The 19,866-nt window shown below is 58.1% G+C and carries 18 protein-coding genes and 2 pseudogenes; 5 read left to right on the top strand and 15 right to left on the bottom strand.

Features of this window, described 5'->3' with window-relative positions; translation table 11 throughout:
• Positions 1 to 205: 205 nt before the first annotated feature.
• Positions 206 to 904: a GntR family transcriptional regulator gene (locus AC3EMD_RS13140; protein ID WP_012541735.1), complete on the top strand. Its 699-nt coding sequence runs from the start codon at positions 206 to 208 to the stop codon at positions 902 to 904.
• Positions 905 to 909: 5 nt separating this feature from the next.
• Here the strand turns inward: AC3EMD_RS13140 and AC3EMD_RS13135 are convergent, their stop codons facing one another.
• Entirely contained in the window at positions 910 to 1,653 is a 744-nt protein-coding gene (locus tag AC3EMD_RS13135; protein ID WP_012541734.1) for a sulfite exporter TauE/SafE family protein, read from the bottom strand.
• 111 nt (positions 1,654 to 1,764) lie between these two features.
• Between AC3EMD_RS13135 and AC3EMD_RS13130 the strand changes: the two genes are divergently transcribed.
• Together AC3EMD_RS13130 and AC3EMD_RS13125 are read left to right on the top strand one after the other, a co-directional pair.
• Positions 1,765 to 2,649 (top strand): LysR family transcriptional regulator, encoded by an 885-nt coding sequence (locus AC3EMD_RS13130; RefSeq protein ID WP_012541733.1) that lies wholly within the window; start codon positions 1,765 to 1,767, stop codon positions 2,647 to 2,649.
• Between the two features lie 112 nt (positions 2,650 to 2,761).
• Positions 2,762 to 3,637 (top strand): NAD(P)-dependent oxidoreductase, encoded by an 876-nt coding sequence (locus tag AC3EMD_RS13125; protein WP_302074156.1) that lies wholly within the window; start codon positions 2,762 to 2,764, stop codon positions 3,635 to 3,637.
• A 52-nt stretch (positions 3,638 to 3,689) separates the two neighbouring features.
• Here AC3EMD_RS13125 and AC3EMD_RS13120 read toward each other — a convergent pair whose 3' ends face one another.
• From AC3EMD_RS13120 to AC3EMD_RS13075, 10 genes are all read right to left on the bottom strand, one after another.
• Positions 3,690 to 5,159, bottom strand: a complete 1,470-nt coding sequence (locus AC3EMD_RS13120) for an alpha/beta hydrolase (RefSeq protein WP_012968232.1) — start codon at positions 5,157 to 5,159, stop codon at positions 3,690 to 3,692.
• A gap of 182 nt (positions 5,160 to 5,341) precedes the next feature.
• Positions 5,342 to 5,929 carry a histidine phosphatase family protein gene (locus AC3EMD_RS13115; RefSeq protein ID WP_023340136.1) on the bottom strand — a complete coding sequence of 196 codons (588 nt, stop codon included), beginning with the start codon at positions 5,927 to 5,929 and terminating at the stop codon, positions 5,342 to 5,344.
• Between the two features lie 6 nt (positions 5,930 to 5,935).
• Complete coding sequence (locus AC3EMD_RS13110; RefSeq protein ID WP_016161021.1) at positions 5,936 to 6,691, bottom strand: CbtA family protein; 756 nt, start codon at positions 6,689 to 6,691, stop codon at positions 5,936 to 5,938.
• Between the two features lie 10 nt (positions 6,692 to 6,701).
• A complete protein-coding gene (locus tag AC3EMD_RS13105) occupies positions 6,702 to 6,911 on the bottom strand; it encodes a CbtB domain-containing protein (RefSeq protein ID WP_008804893.1) in 210 nt (69 codons plus the stop codon).
• Positions 6,908 to 7,375, bottom strand: a complete 468-nt coding sequence (locus AC3EMD_RS13100) for a nitrile hydratase accessory protein (protein ID WP_023322614.1) — start codon at positions 7,373 to 7,375, stop codon at positions 6,908 to 6,910. Before AC3EMD_RS13100 ends, AC3EMD_RS13105 begins: the two co-directional genes overlap by 4 nt.
• On the bottom strand, positions 7,372 to 8,025 hold the full coding sequence (nthB, locus tag AC3EMD_RS13095; RefSeq protein ID WP_012541728.1) for a nitrile hydratase subunit beta: 654 nt from the start codon (positions 8,023 to 8,025) through the stop codon (positions 7,372 to 7,374). Before nthB ends, AC3EMD_RS13100 begins: the two co-directional genes overlap by 4 nt.
• A 15-nt stretch (positions 8,026 to 8,040) precedes the next feature.
• Positions 8,041 to 8,649 carry a nitrile hydratase subunit alpha gene (gene nthA / locus AC3EMD_RS13090; protein WP_008804890.1) on the bottom strand — a complete coding sequence of 203 codons (609 nt, stop codon included), beginning with the start codon at positions 8,647 to 8,649 and terminating at the stop codon, positions 8,041 to 8,043.
• A gap of 24 nt (positions 8,650 to 8,673) precedes the next feature.
• Positions 8,674 to 10,188, bottom strand: coding sequence for an amidase (locus AC3EMD_RS13085; protein WP_072045538.1), 1,515 nt, complete (start codon positions 10,186 to 10,188; stop codon positions 8,674 to 8,676).
• Positions 10,189 to 10,324: 136 nt separating this feature from the next.
• The gene (locus AC3EMD_RS13080; protein WP_008804888.1) at positions 10,325 to 10,807 is read right to left on the bottom strand and encodes a group I truncated hemoglobin; all 483 of its coding nucleotides are present in this window, start codon (positions 10,805 to 10,807) and stop codon (positions 10,325 to 10,327) included.
• Between the two features lie 60 nt (positions 10,808 to 10,867).
• On the bottom strand, positions 10,868 to 11,761 hold the full coding sequence (locus AC3EMD_RS13075; protein ID WP_302074155.1) for a transporter: 894 nt from the start codon (positions 11,759 to 11,761) through the stop codon (positions 10,868 to 10,870).
• Between the two features lie 408 nt (positions 11,762 to 12,169).
• On the opposite strand from AC3EMD_RS13075, the gene AC3EMD_RS13070 reads away from it, so the two are divergent.
• Positions 12,170 to 13,123 (top strand): helix-turn-helix domain-containing protein, encoded by a 954-nt coding sequence (locus AC3EMD_RS13070; protein ID WP_032730996.1) that lies wholly within the window; start codon positions 12,170 to 12,172, stop codon positions 13,121 to 13,123.
• Here AC3EMD_RS13070 and AC3EMD_RS13065 read toward each other — a convergent pair.
• The 4 genes and pseudogenes from AC3EMD_RS13065 to AC3EMD_RS13050 form a co-directional block, all read right to left on the bottom strand.
• Positions 13,059 to 16,184: an efflux RND transporter permease subunit gene (locus AC3EMD_RS13065; RefSeq protein ID WP_262266662.1), complete on the bottom strand. Its 3,126-nt coding sequence runs from the start codon at positions 16,182 to 16,184 to the stop codon at positions 13,059 to 13,061. The genes AC3EMD_RS13070 and AC3EMD_RS13065 overlap by 65 nt on opposite strands.
• The gene (locus tag AC3EMD_RS13060; RefSeq protein ID WP_302074154.1) at positions 16,181 to 17,329 is read right to left on the bottom strand and encodes an efflux RND transporter periplasmic adaptor subunit; all 1,149 of its coding nucleotides are present in this window, start codon (positions 17,327 to 17,329) and stop codon (positions 16,181 to 16,183) included. The genes AC3EMD_RS13065 and AC3EMD_RS13060 overlap by 4 nt, the downstream gene beginning before the upstream one ends.
• 78 nt (positions 17,330 to 17,407) lie before the next feature.
• Positions 17,408 to 18,604: a sensor histidine kinase gene (locus AC3EMD_RS13055; RefSeq protein WP_302074153.1), complete on the bottom strand. Its 1,197-nt coding sequence runs from the start codon at positions 18,602 to 18,604 to the stop codon at positions 17,408 to 17,410.
• Positions 18,601 to 19,194 (bottom strand): annotated as a pseudogene (locus AC3EMD_RS13050) (winged helix-turn-helix domain-containing protein); the annotation flags it as partial. The pseudogene AC3EMD_RS13050 and the gene AC3EMD_RS13055, both read right to left, overlap by 4 nt.
• Between AC3EMD_RS13050 and AC3EMD_RS13045 the strand changes: the two are divergent.
• A pseudogene (locus tag AC3EMD_RS13045) lies at positions 19,191 to 19,853 on the top strand (GlxA family transcriptional regulator); the annotation flags it as partial. The pseudogenes AC3EMD_RS13050 and AC3EMD_RS13045 sit on opposite strands and share 4 nt — an antisense overlap.
• Positions 19,854 to 19,866: the final 13 nt, after the last annotated feature.

Below are 19,866 nucleotides of genomic sequence, written 5' to 3'. Positions count from 1 at the left end.
AGCAGACCACCGGGATCCCGAGCAGGAAAAGGGCCATCTGTGATGAAAGTCATACATATTGTTGCTGGACAGATATATAAATATGGCGAGATTTATAGATGAGTTAGTGTTGAAGTTTTCGCTGCAATGTAAAAATAATCTTTTATTTACATTAAGTTATCAGCTTATCTGTTTGACGAGCGCCACCTTAGCGAGACATCTAAAAGTGATTTATAAAAAGATTGCCACTGAACTGAAGGCCCGCATCAACAGCGACGACTATGCCGTGGGCGATATGCTGCCCAGCGAAAAAGCGCTCGCTGCGGAGCTGCAGGTCTCGGTGATGACGCTGCGCAAAGCGCTGGCGCTACTGGAGGAGGAAAAGCTGATCGCGCGGCGGCACGGCAGCGGAACCTGCATTGTGCGTAAAAGTAACTATCACGGCGGAGAACTGGAGGGCTTTAACTACCAGATGCAGGTGGTAGGCGTCACCAACTACCGTAACAAAGTCATTGAATTCACGCTGCTTGATGCTCCTCCGGCCATCGCCCAGCAGTTAAAGATCCAGCCGGGGGAAAAAGTTTACTACGTCAGGCGGCTGCGGCTGATTGATGAGGTCCCGATCCTCGTGGAAAACAGCTATATTCCATTCGCCACCTTTCCCTGGCTCAGCGTGGGTAACCTCGAGCAGTCTAAATTCAACTATTTCAAAAAAGAGTGTCATATCACCATCATCGAGAGCCACCGCAGCTATACGCCGGTGCTGGCGACCCGCGAGCAGGCCGAGCTGCTGCAGGTGGCGCCAAACAGCCTCCTGCTGCGGGTGCAGTCGGTGAGTTATGCGCAAAACCGGGCGATCGTCGATTTCTCAGAGATCTACCAGAACACCAGTAAGTACAACGTGAAGCACATTACTCGCCGCTAGCGGATTCAGGTCAGCCATCCCCTGGCGATCAGCTCCATTCCCAGCGCCAGCAGGAACAGCAGAAAGCCCTGACGAAAGCGTCGCGGGCTGAGACGCGAGCGGATCCACTGTCCCAGCCACATGCCGAGTAGCGCGGGCAACAGCGCCAGCCCCGACAGCAGCAGCGAATCAGCATGCCAGCCATCGTGCAGGGAGAGGCCGGCCGCCATCGCCAGGGTGGAGAGGGTAAACGACAACCCCAGAGCCTGCACCAGTTCGTCTCGACGAAAGCCCAGCGTCTGCAGCCAGGGAACGGCCGGAATAACAAATACCCCGGTCGCCCCGGTGATAACGCCGGTCAGACCGCCCATGAGCGGCGACAGCCACTTCTCCACGCGGGCGGAAACCTGCAACGCCGGGCCACAGAGCGCATACCCGGCATAGGCTATCAACACGGTGCCAAGCGCCAGCGCTGAGCACCGAGGATTGAGGCTGATCAGCAGTGACGACCCCGCCAGCGTTCCCATAATAATCCCGGTCATCATCAGCCAGAGGCGGCGCACAATCTGCGCCAGCGCGGGGCCAGCCAGCAACTGCCAGAGATTGGTTAACAGCGAGGGAAGTACCAGCAGCGCCGCTGCGGCCTGCGGCGGCATCAGCAGACCAAGCAGGCCCATCGCCACGGTGGGTAATCCCATGCCGGTCACCCCTTTGACCAGTCCGGCGGCGATAAAGATCAGCAGTAAATAAAAGATGTGGAGATCGAACATCACGGCTCACTTTTCAGGATAGAAAGGGACATTGAAACCACTGGTCGCTAAAGCCACAATGCGGTATGTTGCCCTAAGACTACGGGAAAACCGAAGGGTGGGGAGGGTGTGATGCGGATGGATCTGGCCGATCTGCGACTGTTTATCGCCATCGTGGATAGCGGCAGTATTACCGGTGGGGCCGCCATGGCCCATCTCGCCCTGGCCTCCGCCAGCGAAAGAGTGCGCAAGCTGGAGGCAGAGGTCGGTGTTCCCCTGTTGCAGCGTCATGCTCGCGGCGTGACGCTGACTGAGGCCGGGGAGGTACTGGCGCGCCATGCACGCCCGCTTCTTGCGCAGCAGCAGCGTCTGCGCCAGGCGATGAGCGCCTTCGCCCGCGGTCAGCAGGGGACGCTGCGGCTGTTCGCCAACACCTCGGCGATGTCGGCTTTTCTGCCGGGCAAGCTCGCCGCCTGGATGGCAGCGCATCCGGCGGTGCAGATCGACACCGAAGAGCGCACCAGCGCGGATATCGTCAGCAGCATTCTGGCGGGTGTGGCGCAGGCTGGAGTGGTGTCCGATGCGGTCGACCCAGGGCCGCTGCATCTGGATCCCGTCGCCGATGATCCCCTGGTGCTGATTGTGCCGCCGACTCACCCTCTGGCCGGCGCGAATGAAGTGGCGTTTGCGGCGGTCATCAACGAGCCGCTGGTCGCCCTCTACCAGACCAGCGCACTGCAGCAGCATATTGAACAACATGCCGCCGGGCTCGGCCAGGCGCTAAACGTCCGGGTCCGGATGAGCCATTTTGAAGGGCTTTGCGAGATGGTGGCTCACGGCGCCGGCGGGGCGATCCTGCCCCGCGTCATTGCCGAACGCTACCAGCAGCGCTACCGGTTTGCCGTCATCGCGCTGCAGGATCGCTGGGCACAGCGCCGCCTGTGTCTGTGTTATCAGGATGATGCCCGGCTGACGCCAGCGATGCGCCGTTTGCTGGCGTGGCTCCGACAGCCGTGAGACCATGAGTGACAGCGTCACTTTTTATGGCGGTTATTGCTACTGACATCCGTGTCAGAGATGCGATAGTAGACGTCCGACATTTATTAACACGCGAATCAGGACAGACAAGATGAGTACATTACCAAAGGTCGCGGTGCTGGGACTCGGCGCCATGGGACATGCTTTTGCCAGCAATCTGCTGAAGAAAGGCTTTACCGTCGCAGGCTGGAACCGTTCGCCAGCACGCGGCGAAGATTTACAGGCGCAGGGATTATCCCTGCATACCACGCCGCAGCAGGCGGTCGCTGATGCCGAGGTGATCATCAGTATGCTCGCCGACGGTCAGGCTACCCTCGAGGTACTGGCGCAAATAGCGCCTGCCTGTCAGCCGCAGGCGATCTATTGTCAGATGGGCACCATTGGCCTGCCGGAGACGCAGGAGTCTATCGCCTTGCTGCGGGCGCTTCAGCCGGCGATGACCTTCGTCGATGCCCCGGTTTCAGGGACCAAAGCCCCGGCGGAGAAGGCGCAGATCCTGGTGCTCGCCAGCGGAGATCGTGAAAAGTGTGCCGCTGCCGAACAGGTGTTTGCGGCTATCTCCCGCGGGACGCAGTGGTTTGGCGAGGCCGGCAACAGCCAGAAAATGAAGCTGGTCCTCAATGCCTGGCTGATTTCGATGATGCAGGGCATCGCGGAAAGCGCCCGGCTGGCGAAGACGCTGGGCTTTACCCCCGACCAGCTCTGGAGCGCTCTGGAAGGCGGCCCGCTGGCCGCACCGTATGTCAAAGTCAAACTGGACGCCATCGCCAGCGAGCAATTCGCGCCGCAGATGCAACTGGCGCATGCGCTGAAAGATGCCCGGCTGGCGCTATCCCTGGCCGAGCCGCACACCATGCCGGGGCTGGATAACATTGCCGAACTGTGGCAGCAGGCGGCGGACGCGGGATATGCCGGAGAGGATTTGTCAGCGGTATATCAGTGGCTGTCGACGTCGGCGAAAGCGTAGTACCGCATCCTCAGGAAAAAGTGGCCGTGGTGGCCACTTATCCAGAGAAGAGTTATTTCCCGGAGAGAGCCGGGCGAGTGTCGATCCCTTCGTCAATGCGCTTGATCATATAGGGAAAGAACGGATTGGAAGACTGACGCATCAGCGAGTCCAGACCCACAACCAGCACCGAACGCTCGCCGCGAGCAGCAAACGTGCCGAGGCTGATCCCATATTGATTCAGCGGATGGGGATAGCGCCCGTACAGCGAATCGCTTAACGGGAAGGGGAGCGCGACATGAGAAAGGGAGTATACGTCCGGCAGGTAGCGCATTCCCTGCAGCTTTTCCACTGTGGTGTCTGTTTTCCCGGCAGGTGTTGTGCGGATTTCCATATCGGTACTGGCTGAATTCGCGTTAGTGATGATCGTGGTCTGATAAGCGCGTGGCGGCGCGGGCAGCAACCGCGCCAGCGCGGTGTAAGACGTCCGGCGTAATAATGAATTAAACCTGACGGCATGATTCAAATCGAAGAGGACAATTTCACTGCCATTTTCCGGCAAACGGTTATACAGCGCCGTCACGATCGCCCGCGTACTGACCGTTGAATCCACAACGGACTGAAAGGTCAATACCGGCGGTAAGCTGTTAAGTCTGTGATTTCTCGAGTCAGTCACTATCTGCTTTTGCAGCGCTTTGGTCAGCAGGAAGGACTGCCGGGCGGCGTTCGTCGGGAAGGAGTTATATTTGAACGGATTAAACTCGGGCATGATGTTTAACCATGCGGCTTTCGAGAAGGCGGGAAGAAACGCGGGCCAGCCAGCGAGGCCGGAAAAACGCGCGAAGCTGGTAATACCGATCATCGGAGAAATCAGGATCACCCGCTGTGGTTTTGCCAGTTCGGCATTATCCAGCGCGTCCAGCGAATATTTCATTGCCAGCGCGCCGCCGTTGGAAAATCCGACGATATGCAGGGGCACATCATTACCCGTCAGTCGTTTCGCTTCTCTCACCGCAAGGCGCGTGGCGGCAAGCCAGTCCTGCCAGTCCACATCGGTCAGCCCGGCGGGAACCGTCCCATGGCCCGGTAATCTGATACCGATGGCGACATACCCCTGTTGCCGGTAATTTTCAGCGATATGCCGCAGGCTGTAGGGGGTATCTGTCAGACCATGCAGCAACACCACGGCGCCTTTCGGTTTGCCATCCGGCATCATGATATATGACCGATTCCAGTTGGTTGGAAACGAGTCCGGATAGATGGGGCTGTGACTATAGTAACGATTCAGTTCGGTTTGCTGCTCAGCGTCCAGCTTATCGGTAACCTGGCGTTTTACCTCACTGAAGAGCGCATTCTCTTTGTTGATGTAATCGTTCCAGTCAGCATTGTCGATTTCATCCGCGTCCATCTCATGCGGAACCCAGGTATGCCAGAGCTGCAGCTCGGGTCCGCGCTGAATGTCATAAAGGCGTAGTCCCAGAGCGCCAACGATCAACAGCAGCAGGGACAACACGATACGTTTTAACCAGGTTACCCATTTCAACGCGTAGCTTCCTTTCTTAATGACATGTTTTCTGAGTATAAATAAACATGGTCAGGGAGATTTACTTTTTTACGCAGGACGGGGCGTGAAGCGCGCTGAGCGGTTCTATGGCATTGGGTTTAGCGATGCAAGACCAGTGGAGGGATCCATCAATGGCCAAAGGCGCTTACTGGCTGACGGCTTCAGCGGGACAGCGTCGAACATTCGCCCTTTATGTCATCTCTTAATAAACAAAAATTCCAGCGCCGTCCGTCACTGCGCAACTCGGTGATGCTGAGCGGGTGAACGTCGATACGTGCAAATGAGTGAAGTGGGGCGCCGAGAACGTTGAGGATCATGGCACGGATAGTGGAGGCAGACGCAATTACACCGTGTCGGCCTGGAATATCGACGTGTTTTGCCAGCCAACGGCCACAGCGCGCCAGCAACTGAGCACGTGACTCTCCGCCCGGCGGCGGATCGCCCTCCAGCCAGGCCAGGAAAGCGTCGGCGTCTTGCGTCATCACCTCACGTACTGGCCGACCGGCCCAGATGCCGTAGTCGGGTTCCGCCAGCTCCATCACCGGGGTACCCTGTAAAGAGAGCGCTGCGGCAGTTTGTCGGGCGGCGGTCTCCGGGGAGATCCAGACGCGGTGACAACGGGCGACACGGCTTTGTAACTGACGCGCCCGCTGCCATTCCCGCGCCTCCAGAGGGTCATCACAGGGGAAATGTGAACCTCGGGACGCTGCCGTTTCTCCCTGACAAATCAACGTTAGCGACGCTCTCATGATGTGTTAACCGCGGCGGAAGGCTGGGCGCTGCACACCTGTCGCCGGCGTGCGTTCGGCTAAGGCACCGAACGCCACACCGATGACGCTCCAGAGCACCAGGTGCGTGCCGAAGGAGCTGATACGGAAACGCCATAGCAGGTCCGCCGGGAAGTGTTCGGGCACTTCGTTCACTGTCGGCATCAGGGCACAAACCACGAGCATCAGCGCCACCGCGAACAGCGTTGCCCACATCATCGCATTCCCTCTACCGAGGCGCGGTATTAGCTGATGTGATAACCACGCGGCCGCGATGACGATGCCGATGGAAAGCAACATCATGACGAAGTACAGTTCGGTACGATAGCCGATGGTCTCCGGGTTACCGACCGCGGGCGGATTAGGTGGATATTTCAGACCAGGCATCAGGCTCATGACCAGAAAGCCGACCAGCGCCAGGCCTAACGCTAACAGACGCGGGTTCGATGGTCCGAAGCGCTGATAGCTAAAGGCCCAACTCAGCGCCAGACCGCCGCCCAGCGCTGCGCCGAACAGCACCATGCCGGCCATTAGCCCGATCCCGGACTGGGTTTGACGGCTAAACACCTCTTCTTCACCGCCGTCAGCCGACGCGCTGTGTTGGTGTGAATGAGCGGCCAGACTTTCTTCAATCCCGATAGCGCGATCGACCTGCGGCTCGCCGAAATGGTGTGCAAAAGCAAATGCCACCAGTCCAGCCAGAATGCCCGCTATCATCCCTTTGAATAATAGTTTCCCAATCATGTCCGCCTCCTTAGTGGCAGGGAAAACCCAGTAGATGGCGTGCGTCGTGGAAGAATTCATGCACCTGGGTGCCGGAAAACATCGACGTCGCACCTTGTTCCGCACCGACGAAATAGATCGCTAACAGTGCCAGCAGGGTGGTAAACAGTGCCCAGGGCAACAGCGCCGCGACTGGTATCGGAGTGGCCGGGGTGTTGGTGGTAAGGGTGATATCGCTCATGATGTGACTCCGTTGTTAATTTGGCTGATGGAAGATTGTGCCGGGCTCACCGTGACCGGAACGCCGAGTGGAAGCGAGTGGTGGTTATGCGCCGGCGGACAGCTGGCATTGGCCAGGACGATCGGCTGACCATGCGGCGTGTTGATATACGCCAGTCGCCATTCCTGGGTCCGTCGGCCAATGTCATCCGGTGCGGTCAGGTGGAGGGCGGTGATCATGTTCTCCATTGCTGTCGCCCACTGGCGATAGTAGGCATCGTTCACACTTTCGCCGGGTTGCGCCGGAGCCGCCTTGATCGCTTCGCTGAACGTCCGTACCCATTCTGCCCACGGGAACAGCCCCGCCCGGTGCAGATGGACGATCAGGGAGAAGGCTTTCGCCTGCCAGGGCTTATCAAAAACCGGCCCCTCCTCGTCGCGGGGTAACCCGACGGCGGCGTAATCATGCTGTGTCGCAATGCTCATGCTTCCTCCAGATAGTCGTCCCACAGATCGATGTACACGTTGTCCGGGCGCGGCGTGCCCCACAGTTCCAGCGCGGTGAAGCTGACGCTGTAGACGTGCTGAGGATGTTCGCCCAGACCGTGCGCCGCGGTGTCCGGCGTGATGAACACGCCATGATCGGTCTCAATACGGCCGATTTTCCCGCGCACGTAACGCGGCAGGCGGGTGTGGGTGGTTGGGTTGATGTTTTTTGCCCGAACCCGGTCTCCGGCCTTAAAGCGGGGAGCAATATCGTGACTGACGCGCGCGGAGGCGCCGGTACTGACAACCATCGCCACGATGTCCTGCGTCAGCACCGGCGTGCCCGGCGCGCAGGGGGCAGGAGTCGAGCCACCCCAGAGTTCATCGGCGGTGATCACCCCTTTTTCCAGCAGCAGCGTTTCAAATGCGTGCAACCAGTGCTCGTAGTAGCTCGCCTCCAGGTAGTGGGCTGGATCCATGCGTTCAATGGCGTGGCGGAATTCATCCACATTGAAATGTCCGCCGACGAACAGCGAGGCGAACAGCGGAAATACCCGGCGCTCCCATTCATGATGGAAATACGGCTCATTTTCCTCGTTGAGGATCGGCCCGAGGCCGTGCATACCGCCCAGATCATGTATCCCGTTCATGGTTTTCTCCTCTTATTATGGCGCGGCGACCAGGCCGGTGCCGATCATGGAATCGCGGGTGACCAGTTCGATCAGCTGCGCTTCGCTCCAGCCGTCGGTACCCGCCGGACGTTCTGGCAGGACCAGATAGCGCAGTTCCGCGCTGCTGTCCCAGACGCGCACCTCTTTACTTTCTGGAATGTTTACCCCGAATTCGGCCAGAACGCCGCGCGGGTCGATAACGATACGCGAACGATAGGGGGCCGATTTGTACCACACCGGTGGCAGACCCAGCACCGGCCAGGGGTAGCAGGAACATAATGTACAGACGGTCACGTTGTGCACGTCCGGCGTGTTCTCCACTACCTGCATGTCTTCACCCTGCACGCCGGAGAAACCCAGCTCGGCGATGGCGGCTGTGGCGTCCGCCAGCAGCCGACGTTTATACTCCGGATCACTCCACGCTTTAGCGACCACCTGCGCGCCGTTACGGGGGCCGACCTTGTGCTCATAAGTGTCAATCAGTTCATCCAGTGCCGCCGGGTCAATCAGTCCTTTCTCCTGTAGCAGGGATTCCAGCGCCCGGACGCGTAGCTCGATGTCCGCCGGCGGTTCAGTATGGTCGTGGTCGTGTTGATGGCTCATTTTATGGTTCCCGATGGTTAAGGGTTAAAACATCCGCCAGTCGCCGGAAGCTTCAAATGCGGCGGCGGCCTGATAAAGGGTGCTTTCGGCGAAGTGGCGTCCTACCAACATCATTCCTACCGGTAAGCCGTCGACCAGCCCACAAGGGAGAGTCATTGCCGGATGGCCGGTAATATCCTGCGGCGCGGTATTGCCGATCATTTCAAATGCGCGGGAGATGTATTCGGTAATGGAGCAGTCAGGTTCCGGTAATGGCTGAGCGACAAGTGGTACAGTGGGCATCACCAGCAGGTCGAAGTCCGCCAGCGCCCGGTCATAGCCCGCACGCGCGCGACGCGCGATATTCTGCGCCTTGGCATAGTAGCGGCCATGGTAGCGTTCCAGCCCGTACTGGCCGACGAACATGCATATCTTCAGCGATGGGGAAAGCGCATCGGCGTTGTCACGCCACTGGGCGTGCTTGTCCAGCAGCGCTACGTCATATTGTCCTTTCCAGTTAAAGCCCATGCCGTTGCCATGCATCATCTGCGCGGTCAGCCCCTCGCAGCCGATAGGGGACCAGAGCGCCCCCGCCAGGCTATGCTCCGGTACCGAAATCTCGCCGACCGTCGCGCCCAATTCCTGCAGACGGGCGACGGCAGCGCGAACTTTCTCCGCGACTCGCGCATCCAGGTTCGGCAACTGAAAACCTTCGGCCATAATGCCGATCTTTAAGCCACGGACTCCCTTACCGAGCGCCTCGGTATAGGCTTCCACTTTGGGAGCATACTGACGTGGGTCCAATCCGTCCGCGCCGGCAATGACCTCAAGGACTAAGGCATTGTCTTTTACGCTGCGGGTCATCGGCCCGGTATGGTCGAAAGTGGCTTCGATCGGCATGATGCCGGTATAAGGCACCAGACCGTGGGTCGGTTTCAGGCCATAGAGGCCACACCATGCGGCGGGAATACGCGCAGAGCCCCCTTGATCGCCCCCCATGGCCAAATCGACTTCCCCGGAAGCGACCAAAGCGGCGCTGCCAGAAGATGAGCCACCGGCCGAGTAGCCGCGGCGCAACGGGTTATGCACGGGCTCCGGATCGGCGGTATGGCTGCCTCCCGACAAGCAGAAGTGCTCGCAGGTGGCTTTGCCGAGAATAGTCGCGCCGGCATCCAGCAGTCGGGTGGCAACGGTGGCGTCGTAGAGGGGGACGAAACCTTCCAGCGTCGAGGCGCCGTTCATCATTGGTACGCCAGCCAGCGCGATGTTGTCCTTGAGCACCACGGTGCGGCCGGCCAGTTTACCGGTTGCTGCACCTGTCACCTCGGTCTTGTAATACCAGGCATTAAGCGGGTTTTCGTCGCCTTCAGGACGATAGCCGGCGGCGCGTGGGTAGTGCACCGCGGGGATCTCGTCGGGCAGGGCGTCGATGAGATCATAGGCGTCGAAATTGGCCTGCATCAGCGCCAGATATTCTTCGGCTTGTGCAGGCGTCAATCGTATGTTTAGCCGACTGGCGAGCGCTTGCAGCTGTTCAATGGTAGGACGTTCAATAGCCATGGAGTTCCCTTTATATGGTGTTTGCCAATGCAACCTGCCTTCAACATAAGCCCGAAATGTCATCACTACATGGTTGTGCAGGTCAGTCATTTGGCTGAGACGGACACCCGCCTGTTGCGCGGATGTCCTTCCTCGGTTAAGACGGTTTATCTGTTTTCGGCCAGTGAATGCCGACGCTTTTCATCCCTTTGGTGACGTCCATGTCAGGGTGCGCGAGTACCACATCCCGGTATGAAGGGCTGCCGATGACGGCGGGTTTGAACTGGGTCAGGAATGCGGTAACCTCTTCACGGATATCCTGCGGAACGTTGAAGTTCTCGTAGCATTCATCAATAGCCTCGAATACGGCTTTCCAGTGCACTTCGGTCAGCCCCATTCCGCGGTGTGCGGTCACCATATCTCGTCCCCGGTAGACCGTGTTGCCGCCCCAGTGCTTGCACAGAAAATCGACAAAGTTGATATGCTCTTTCTGGAACGACGATTCGGATACGTGCGCCCAGATATGGCCGATATCGGGATGCTTCATACAGGTCTTCAACACTTCTCCTGCGAAAGCGTAAACGGCGTCATAACCACCGAGACGTTCATAAAGTGTGGGTTTTTGCTGCTGATCGGTCATGATGGATTTCTCCGTTGCGGGTGAGTAGTGAGTCTGGGGATGTCTCTGTGCCGATTCGCATCAGAACAGTTTCATCACGCGCAGGGTGGTATGTAGATCTTCCTTAAAACCGCCATCGACGTTGAGGTCGCGCTGGAGCAGACCCTGTACCTGCACCGTGGGGGTGACGAATTTCGATAATTCCAGCCTGACCTGATCGACGCGCGTCGCCTGTCCGTTCTCGATACCGTCAAGCTGCTGTTTGCCGCCCCAGTATTGGGAATAACCGGCGGCCAGGGTCCAGCTCTTATCGACGGGCGGCGTCCAGGTCACCCAGCCCTGAAACTGATAGGTGTTGTCCTGCTTGAGTCGACCGGTGCCGATGCCCGAGGCGTCGTCGTTGACGCCATACCACATCACGTCCGTGGAAAGTTGGGTGGCGAAACCGTTACCCAGCTGCTGCACGCCGCCGAGCTGAAGGTCGAACTTCCAGCGATTTTCACCGACGTTTAGCGTGCGTCCGGCGTCGTAGGAGCCCGCGGGGAGGTACAGGTAAGGCACAATGGCAAAGGTTGTGCTGGGGTTGTTGACCAGCCAGACCGGCGCGGCAAGGATGGGATCGCCCAGGCCGCTGGCTGAATCAAGTCGAACGCCGTTTAGTGAGCCATTGTAAAGGCGTCCGTAAGGCAGCAGCACTTGCGGCGCAACCGTAAAGCCACCGACGTCCATGTAGTGAACGTAACGAAAGATGCTGACGAAGGAGTCGAGCCCGGTCTCTTGCTTAAGTTCACCGCCCCCGGTGGGGGTGAAGCTATCTCTCGTCGCGTAGGTGAAATATCCCAGAACGGCATCGGTGCCGGCGGGGGCGGGAATGAGGTCCTGCGAATTGAGATCGACCGCATGGGCCGGGCCGGTTGCCAGCCACAGTGTGCAGGCGGCCAGGCTGGTGCGAAACGTAGCGTTACTGAAAGTCATGACGTTCCCCCTCTTGTCTGATGTCGTGTTATGTCCGGAGCACGGTGTGGCCGGAAGACCTTACGCTTACTGATACTAGGGAGAAATTTGCGGCGTACTTGCTTCAGCAGGACAGTCGTTTGGCTGGAAGGGACATTCGGTTGCGGGCCTGCCCCTCGTCGTGTGATGGTCCGCCATAGTGCAGACGCCGCACGTTTAGGGTGCGGTTCCACGTTTTGTCGTTCCGCTATTCGACGCCCTATATGCCAGCAGAAAAGGGGGGGCGCGGATTTTCAGTGATAGTTCCCGGTAACTTAGCGCCGATCGGCGTAACTGAAAGAGGGTGTATTAGCTCGTTGGCATGATAGTTGCTGTCTGCGGAAACGTTTCTGTCGTTTTGGCGGAATACCCGGCGCGAGGTGAATGATGATGAATAGCATGCAGTCTGCGGGCAGTCTCCACTATTCAACCGTTGGCGTTACCGAGTCGCGCCGCTTCGAGTACTGGAACGACGTAGTGTTACGCCACTGTATTCCAGCCGCCAGCGCCCCTCTGGCTGGGGTCGACTTTGATGCACGGCTGACGGTACGTGGAGTGGGTCTGGTGGATATGTGTTCACTGTCCGCGCCGCTACACAGCTGGGATCGCACGGCACGTTATTTGCGCCAGGGCCCCGACGACGATCTGTGGTTGGGGTATATGCAGGATGGATACGGTCAGCTTGAACAGGGGGGACGCAAGGCGACGCTGGCAGCGGACAGTCTGGTGCTCTACGATGCCGCCCAGACATTCCGCTTCAGTCTTGGCGGGCGCGATAATCATCTGGTGCGGATCCCCCGCCATTTGCTGAGCTGTCATTTACCTGGGGTCGAACACCTCACCGCGATGGTGCTCGACGACCGCCGCCCGGGCGTGATCCCATTGCGCGAAATGCTGCGTCAGGCGGCAGCGATGCCCGCCTGTCTGAACACAGCGGATATCTCCGGCCGCTTCTCCCAGACGTTGCTGGATCTACTGGTACTGAGCCTGGAGCTACAGGACCTGAACAACGTTGGTGTTGAGCGCGATCTGTATTCCCGGATGATGAACTACATCCGGCGGCAACTTGTCGATCCCGATTTGAACATCGAAAGCCTGGCACGGGCGCACCACGTTTCCGTTCGCACCGTCACGCGTGCTTTCGCCCGCCATAAAAAAACGCCGATGGCAGTGATTTGGCAGGAGAGGCTGCAGGCGAGCCGAGAGGCTATCGAACGCGGACGAGTCAGTAGCGTGTCCCAGGCGGCGCTGGATTTCGGCTTCTCTGATTTCTCTCATTTCAGCCATGCCTTCCGCAAAGCCTTCGGCATTTCTCCTCGCTCTCTGCTGCCGAAGAAGCAGTAAACTCGCCTGAGGACGTCATTCTCAGGTGTAACAACAGGCTAAACGATGCCGGTAAAACGGTCAGTGTAACCAGCGTGGCAACCAGTAGTCCCCCGATAATCGCATAGGCCATCGGTCCCCAGAATACCTGATGAGAGATGGGGATCATTCCCAGAATGGCGGCACAGGCAGTCAGGCAGATGGGGCGCGCACGATGCTCTGCGGCCGCAATAATAGCGGCATCGCTTGCCATTCCCTGAGCAAGGTTGCTGTCAACCTCGCTAATCAGTATGACGGCGTTACGAATGATCATGCCAGCGAGCGCAATCACGCCAAGCAGAGCGACAAATCCCATTGGTGTTCCGCCAGGTAACATAGCCAGCACGATACCCGGTAAACCAAACGGGGCCATCAGTATAGCCAACGCCATACGGGAATAGTTGCGCAACTGGAGCATCAACAGCAAGAGCATGATGACCAGTGTCACCGGCAGAATCGCATAGACCGAACTATTACCTTTTTCAGACTCAGCAACCGCGCCCCCTTCTTCAATGCTGTAGCCTTCAGGCAGTTCCGCGCGCAACCTGTCTACCGCAGGTCGCAACGCTGCGGATACTGCTTCGGCGCGAAGTCCCGGGGCGAGGTCAGTTTGCACGGTAATGAAAGGCAAACGCTGTCGACGCCAGATAACCGGATCATCCACGCCCCAGACTGGCGTGGCAAAGGCGCTGAGGGGGATTTGTTTACCGTCATTCCCCTGAATAGTCAGCGAAGAGAAGGTGGCAAGGTTAAGACGCTCATTGTCCCTGGCCCGGAGCACCACATCGACAAGGCGGTCATTATCGCGAACCGACGTGACTATACTGCCGGACCAGACGGTATTGAGCATCCGGGCCAGACTTTCTGACGACACGCCCGCAGCCCGGGCTGCGGTCTGATTGACCTTGAGGGTAATGACTCTCTCCGGTTCGCCTGCCGTCTGATTAACCTCGCGAGAGGAGGGGGACCGGCCAATGACATCGCTCAGGCGGTTCGCGATCGACCTGACCTTCAGATAATCTGGCCCACTCACCCGGTATTTGACTGGCCAGCCGACGGGAGGCCCAAGTTCCAGGGGCGATACGCGCGTGATGATGTCGCTAAAGCGCGTAGCCAGTATCCTGTTTAACTGCCGATGAAGACGATCCCGCGCTTTAAGATCTTTAGCCACCACCACCATCTGGGCGATATTTTCATTTGCCAGAAGCACATCCATAGGCAGGTAAAAACGGATCGCTCCCGACCCAACGTATGTCGAAAAGCGCTCAACGTTGCGGTTGCCTGCCAGGGCCTTCTCCAGCTTTTCAGCCGTATTTTGCGTTTCCGACTGCGAGGCATTTGCCGGTAGCGTCAGGCTTACCAGCAATTCTGGCCTGTCGGAGGCGGGAAAAAACTCCCCCTGCATAAAGGTTGTTCCGTAAACGGACAGACCAAGCGCAATGAGAGCAAGACACACGGTGGCGAAGCGGTGACGCAACGCCTTGCGCAGTAGCCACTGGTATCCGCGGGCCATCCGTCCAGGACCTTTCGCCTTCTGTCTGATGTTGTCAGATAACAGCCACGTCCCGGTTAACGGTGAAAACAGGATCGCGACAACCCATGAGCACAGCAGGGCGATGAGCACCACGGCAAACAGGGAAAAGCAATATTCACCGGCGCTGGACGCAGCAAATCCCACGGGAATAAACCCGGCAATCATCACAAGGGTGCCCGTCAGCATCGGAAATGCGGTCGTTTTAAAAGCCCGGGTCGCCGCCTGCCGGCGGGAATCCCCGGCTTCCAGACCAGAGACCATGGTTTCCACGGTGATCATGGCGTCATCGACCAGCAGACCCAGCGCGATAATCAATGCGCCGAGAGAAATACGCTGCAGACCTATTCCTGCCAGCATCATTCCCGTAAAGGTCATGGCCAGAACCAGTGGGATGGCCGCAGCCACTACCAGTCCGGCTCGTAAACCCAGAGAGACAAACGAAACGGCCAGGACGATCGCCACGGCTTCGATAAGCACCCGGATAAACCCGCTTACGGCGTCGCTGACCACCGCTGATTGATCGGCAACCTTGACCATCTCAATACCGTGCGGCAGCGTGACGCTGATGGCCTGCATTTTTGCATTCAGCGCGGCGCCGAAACGCAGCATATTACCGGTCGGCGCCATCGAGATAGCCAGCCCGATGGCGGGTTTGCCGTTGACCCGGTAAACCGGCTGGGGAGGCTCGGCGTTTTCCCGACTAACGGTGGCAATATCCGTCAGAGGAAGGTAACGATCGTTAATATGCAGCGTGACGGCACGTAAGCTCGCTTCAGAAGTCAGTTCCCCGCTGACCTTTATCGCCATATTTTCCTGTCCGGTGCGGATCATACCTGCCGGGACAACCGCATTTTGTGCTCTGAGGGCATCCGCTACCTGCTGGATGTTCAACCCCATACCTGCCAGACGCGCTGGAGAAAAAGAGAGAACTATCTGTTCCTGCTGCTCACCCAGCAGGCTGGTTTTTCCGATATCCGGTAACGACATGAGTTCCCGGCGGATTGTCTCAACACGGTCCCGGACCTCCCGCAGGGTATAGCCCTCAGGTATAAAGCCATAGATCGTACCGTACGTGTCATCAAACTCGTCGTCGACGGCGGGGCCCTGAACGCCTTCTGGCAAAGAGGGGGCAATATCCTGCATTTTCTTACGTACCTGATACCAGATATCCGGCACCTTTTGCGGCGGGGTATCGTCACGAAGATTGACATGAATAACGGAGCTCCCGGCGCGGGTCTCACTTTCGAGATAATCAAGCCAGGGGGTTTCCTGCAGCTTTTTTTCCAGCGTATCGGTCAGCAGTCGGGTGGTATCCGTTACGGATGCCCCGGGCCATTGCGCAGAAACAACGGCCGTTTTAATCGTAAACGCCGGATCTTCGTTACGTGGCAGGTTCTCATAACAGAACGCGCCCATAGCAATGATCAGCAGCATGAAGAAACTGACCATCTGCTGATGATTTAGCGCCCAGGAGGAGAGGTTAAATTTCTCATGCAATACGGGTTTCATGATTCGCACTCCCCGGCAATCACCGGCTCGCCGGAGCGTAATTTACTCACGCCGGCGGTAATCACCCGGTCGCCTGGTTCAAGGCCGCCGGAGATAATGACCGCGGTGGCGGTATAGTATGCTGGCACCACCACGCGAAGCTGTGCCTGCGACTGTGGGTTAATCACATAAACCGCCGGTTTGTCGTCGACGCGGCTCAGCGCTGAGGCGGGAAGGGCGTATCCATGCGGACCCGTTGCGGGTAACGTGACGGTGACGCTGGCGCCCAGCGCCATTGCCAGCGGTGGGTTTTGCAGGGTAGCCCTGACGCGCCATGTGCGGGTCTGAGGATCGGCCTGCGGGCTAATATCTCTTACCGCGGCGGACGCTTGCACCGACGGGTCGCTGAGGAGGGAAACTCGCAAGCCAGCCTGTTCCTGTGGCGGGATCGCCTCGGGTTTAGCGATATCAAACACCACATCGCGGGCTTCACCGGTCGCCAGCGTCAACACCGACTGACCACCATTGACCACCTGACCCGCAGAGGCGCTTACTTCGGTGATCACGCCGCTTTGCGGCGCAATCAGACGCGTCCAGCCAAGGCTTTCCCGGGCATTACGCAACGCGGACTCGCTGTTTTTTAAGCGCGCGCGGGCGACAAGCCAGTCTGCGCGGGCGGTATCGAGTTGCGTGCGGGCAATCGCGCCTGTTGGCATAAGCTTTTGCATTCGGTTGACGTTAAGTGCAGCAACCTGAGCAGAGGCTTTGGCTCCTTCATAATCAGCCTGTGCGCCATCGAGCTGATTCTGACTGGTTGTATTTTCAAGCGTGGCCAGCAGTTGCCCTGCATTGACCCGATCGCCAATATCGACGCTACGCGTCACTATCCGGCCGCCGGTACGAAAGCTCAGAATCGTTTCATCGTGCGCATGGATCTCTCCGGTTCTTTCCAGCGCGGGAAGGGTTTGCGCTGAGCCAACAACAACGTAGCGCACCGTTCGCACAGGATCAGTCGTATTACCCTGGTTGTCCCCGCATCCGGGCAGCAGAAAAATCACTACCGAAAGAATGGTCAGGGGGAGAAAGTGCAGCCAGGAAAGGGTGCGCGCCACGTCGTACAAATGGTGCAGACTGTGGCGGAGGGAGAGTAAAAATTCATCTGACATAACGCCGCTCCATAAAGGTGATGGCGTTATTAAATGCGCGCTTAGTCGAGAAAGATTCGACGTTTCGTCAAGGTATTATCAAGAGCCGCTATTTTCCATCTCAGACGACGTCCAGGGTAACAAAAGGGTGACTGCGACTCCGCCGGTTTCAGGTAACGACGCGCTGATACTGCCACCATGGGCCTGACAAATCGCGCGAGCAATCGACAAACCGAGACCGCTGCCGCCGGAGTGGCGGGCACGCGACTGCTCCTCCCGGCTAAAACGGTTGAACATTTCCGGCAGGAACTGGGAGGATACCCCCGGACCGTCATCGCGAAATTCGAGGCAATATTGCCCGCTGGCGTAGTGCAGCGTGACATCAAGATAACCGCCATCACGCCCGTAACGGAGGGCATTTTCCATAAGAATGGTGAAAACCTGGCCCATACGGAACGTATCGCCTTTGAAGGGACACGCCTGAGAATGATGAAGCCTGATTGTAAAACGATGTGCATCAGCCTGGGGCATGATCCATGTCGCCCGTTCTTTAAGCAGCTCATCCAGACGAAAGGGTTCCTTTTCCAGCACCAAATTCCCGGCATCAGACAGCGAGAGCAGATGAAGTTCATCGGTCAGGCGATTCAGGTGCTGAAGCTGTTTCATTACCATGGCCAGTTGTTCCGGGCTGGCATCAAACACACCATCCAGCATGCCCTGCAAACGTCCGATAGCGGCAGTCAGGGGGGAGCGAAGCTCATGCGCCATGGCCACATGAGAGGTACGTAACTCTTTTTCATAGCGGGCCAGTTTCCCCGTCATGGCATTAAAGTCACTGGCAAAGCTGACCATTTCAGCCGGCGCATTCCTGATGAGCTCAGCCTGGCGGCCAAATTGCCCTTCGGCGACGTCCTTTGCCGCATCACGCAGTCGGCTGAACTGCAGCGCCAGTGGCCTGGCGTATCTCAATCCCATCACCACAATAAAAGGGATCATGACCAGGACCAGTAACGCCACGGTGACCCAGTCCGCCGAGGCGATGGATGGGGTTGAATAACTCAACCCCCACCAGGTATCGACGATTTGATGGAAGCGCGCCGGGTTCGCCTGCGGGTTCTGGCTGAGCGCAAGAAACTCTTGTCGGACCGATGCCGGCATTCTGCCTATGTTCCAGTAATTCTGCACCGCATAACGTAGCCACATACAGGTCGCAATGACAATTACGCTTCCGATGGCCAGCGCTAATATACGTGCGCAAATCCAGCGCCACAGGGAGGAGTAGCGGGTTTTTGTCATGGTTGTCTGAACCTGTAGCCTACGCCGCGAACGTTAACCAGCACGCCGGAAATACCCGCCGCCTCGAGTTTTTTACGCAGGTTATAAATATGGGTATCCACCACGCGCTCCAGGGCTTCACTTTCCGGCAAACAGTGCTCAAGTAAATGCTGGCGGGAAAAAGGACGTGAAGGAGAGCGCATAAGCGTGGTCAGTAGTGAAAATTCGGTTGGGGTCAGATCCAACGTGCGCGGTGTGGTGTCCCCGTCGACAATGCTCGCCACGATGGCTGTAACATTCACTTCAAGCGATTGCCAGCGAAGGATCTCTTCCTTTGTTTCTGTTTGATTGCTGCGGCGCAGTACCGCCTGCACCCGAGCCACAACTTCTCCCGGATGGTAAGGCTTAACAACATAATCATCAGCGCCATAGCGCAAGGCGCCAATACGATCGGGTGTATCTCCCATGGCGGTGACCATGATCACCGGAACATCATTTTTACGGCGCAGGCCAGCCAGGACTTCGGTGCCGTTAAGCCCCGGAAGCATCACATCCAGCAGGATCAGATCTGGTTTCCACCGGTGCGCCATATCCAGCCCGGAAAGACCGTCTCGCCTCCATTTGCGGCGGTGCGATGCTGCTGGCGCAAACCGGACTGCTGGACGGCAGACGGGCCACTACCCACTGGAAACTGCTGGAAACCATGCAGGCGGAATTCCCGCAGGTCCGCGTCGAGGGCGGGCCGCTCTATATTCAGGACGAACATATCTGGACCTCTGGCGGGGTCAGTTCCGGCTTTGATCTTACGCTGGCGCTGGTTGAAGAAGATTACGGCTTCAGCCTGGCGCGCGATATCGCCCAGGACTTCGTCATGTATCTGCGTCGCCCCGGAGGCCAGCTACAGTTTAGCCGCTATAACCTGCAGCAGACCACCTCCCAGGGGCCGATTAACGATCTGCTGGCGTGGTTGCTCGAAAACCTCACCGCCGACCTCAGCGTAGATAAGCTGGCGGAAAAAGTCGCCATGAGTCCGCGAAATTTCACCCGCGTATTTACCCGGGAAACCGGCGCTTCCCCGGCGCGCTACGTCGCGGAAGCCCGCCTGGCCGCCGCACGGCAGCGTTTGGAGCAGACTAACGAGACGCTGGATCGTATCGCCGAGCAAACGGGATTTGGCAGTAGCATTAACCTGCGACGATTGTTTGAAAAACAGCTTAACCTCACTCCAGGTGAATATCGTCAACGATTTCACTGCCGTAAAATGGCGTAAAGTGATCCTTTTT

It is taken from the genome of Klebsiella sp. PK18 (assembly GCF_057784655.1).
The sequence above is the reverse complement of the archived record's forward strand: the minus strand, read 5'-3'. Positions and strand labels throughout refer to the sequence as shown.

Excerpts from the sequence above, each read along its gene's own strand:
- AC3EMD_RS13135 (WP_012541734.1), bottom strand. The coding sequence starts at position 1,653 with ATGTTCGATCTCCACATCTTTTATTTACTGCTGATCTTTATCGCCGCC.
- AC3EMD_RS13130 (WP_012541733.1), top strand. The coding sequence starts at position 1,765 with ATGCGGATGGATCTGGCCGATCTGCGACTGTTTATCGCCATCGTGGAT.
- AC3EMD_RS13125 (WP_302074156.1), top strand. The coding sequence starts at position 2,762 with ATGAGTACATTACCAAAGGTCGCGGTGCTGGGACTCGGCGCCATGGGA.
- AC3EMD_RS13115 (WP_023340136.1), bottom strand. The coding sequence starts at position 5,929 with ATGAGAGCGTCGCTAACGTTGATTTGTCAGGGAGAAACGGCAGCGTCC.
- AC3EMD_RS13110 (WP_016161021.1), bottom strand. The coding sequence starts at position 6,691 with ATGATTGGGAAACTATTATTCAAAGGGATGATAGCGGGCATTCTGGCT.
- AC3EMD_RS13105 (WP_008804893.1), bottom strand. The coding sequence starts at position 6,911 with ATGAGCGATATCACCCTTACCACCAACACCCCGGCCACTCCGATACCA.
- AC3EMD_RS13100 (WP_023322614.1), bottom strand. The coding sequence starts at position 7,375 with ATGAGCATTGCGACACAGCATGATTACGCCGCCGTCGGGTTACCCCGC.
- nthB (WP_012541728.1), bottom strand. The coding sequence starts at position 8,025 with ATGAACGGGATACATGATCTGGGCGGTATGCACGGCCTCGGGCCGATC.
- nthA (WP_008804890.1), bottom strand. The coding sequence starts at position 8,649 with ATGAGCCATCAACACGACCACGACCATACTGAACCGCCGGCGGACATC.
- AC3EMD_RS13085 (WP_072045538.1), bottom strand. The coding sequence starts at position 10,188 with ATGGCTATTGAACGTCCTACCATTGAACAGCTGCAAGCGCTCGCCAGT.
- AC3EMD_RS13080 (WP_008804888.1), bottom strand. The coding sequence starts at position 10,807 with ATGACCGATCAGCAGCAAAAACCCACACTTTATGAACGTCTCGGTGGT.
- AC3EMD_RS13075 (WP_302074155.1), bottom strand. The coding sequence starts at position 11,761 with ATGACTTTCAGTAACGCTACGTTTCGCACCAGCCTGGCCGCCTGCACA.
- AC3EMD_RS13070 (WP_032730996.1), top strand. The coding sequence starts at position 12,170 with ATGAATAGCATGCAGTCTGCGGGCAGTCTCCACTATTCAACCGTTGGC.
- AC3EMD_RS13065 (WP_262266662.1), bottom strand. The coding sequence starts at position 16,184 with ATGAAACCCGTATTGCATGAGAAATTTAACCTCTCCTCCTGGGCGCTA.
- AC3EMD_RS13060 (WP_302074154.1), bottom strand. The coding sequence starts at position 17,329 with ATGTCAGATGAATTTTTACTCTCCCTCCGCCACAGTCTGCACCATTTG.
- AC3EMD_RS13055 (WP_302074153.1), bottom strand. The coding sequence starts at position 18,604 with ATGACAAAAACCCGCTACTCCTCCCTGTGGCGCTGGATTTGCGCACGT.